The organism is Flectobacillus sp., from assembly GCF_049240685.1.
GTDB lineage: Bacteria > Bacteroidota > Bacteroidia > Cytophagales > Spirosomataceae > Flectobacillus.
On the sequence record NZ_JBMLSD010000237.1, the window covers coordinates 1 to 1116 of the forward strand.

General features: G+C 38.3%; 1 protein-coding gene. It reads right to left on the bottom strand.

The window, feature by feature from the left end:
- Positions 1-1027, bottom strand: a 1027-nt coding sequence (locus ACOVQ4_RS10940) for an IS4 family transposase (protein WP_421820682.1), incomplete at its 3' end; no start/stop codon positions are given.
- Positions 1028-1116: the final 89 nt, after the last annotated feature.

Below are 1116 nucleotides of genomic sequence, written 5' to 3' on the forward strand. Positions count from 1 at the left end.
TAGCCATTGCCTTTAGCGCTTTTAATACAAGTATTGTAATTAAGGCCGTCCATATTTGTATCAAAACAGCGTTTTCACTTGTACCTATAAACGTCTTGATGTGTAAGAGTTGTTTTATTTCTCGGAAGAATATTTCTATCTGCCAGCGGCTTTTGTAAAGTTCACCAATGGTGTTGGCAACCCAATGAAATTGGTTGGTGATTAGTTCTACAACCTGTTGGTTTTTATCATCCCAAATGGCTATCCTGCGTAATTGTTTAGGATACTTACTTCTTGATCCTTCGTTTTTAAGTTCAATGATTTCATCCTTCAATAGGTGTGGGTGCTTGTTTTCAGGTAGTTCGTTTTCCTTTATAACGGTGTATTGGATATTGTCTTTGTGCCTCACCACAAAGAATACACGTTTGCTGTCCCAAACGTTTAACAGGTGAAAATCGTTGTAAAAGCGGTCTGCAACGATTACACTCCCTTTGTGTAGTGGAATGTCGTAAGCTCCTTTATTATCGGCTGTTTTGCCATTGGATATGTTTACGTAGGCAGGTAAATTACCATCAAAGTCAAGCAGCGTATGCATCTTAACAGCTCCCTTGGCCGTTTTGTATTTTGCCCAATCAAACAAGGATAGACACAAGCTGATGGTTGTGCTATCGAGCAGGAATATTTTACTCTTGATTTTGAACTTCACTTGTTTAAAACCCGCTTGCTGTCCTAAACTTTTGAGTAACTCAAAATAGTAGTCTCTAAAGATCTCATAGCTTCGATGTTTGTTCTGATAACTGATACTAGACTTGGACGGCGCTTTGGTAACGCCAAGATGATTCAGATTGCCCGTTGCTGAGCGTAGACCATTACTGATATCGCGTACCGATTGACTTTTGGCAAATTGACAAAAAAGCATCGATACAAGGTGTGTCCAGCTGTTATACCCTTTTTGGTGCTTATCGCCTTGATGCTTTTCAGTTACTTTTTTAAACGTTCTACTATCTAGTTTACCTATAATCTGGGCAAACAAAGTTATTTTTGACATGAGAGAAAGTTTTGTTTGTTGTGCAACCTCAAAGCTAATTTGAGTTACAAATAACTTTCTCTCTTTTTTAATCGTTTAGGACGCTATTG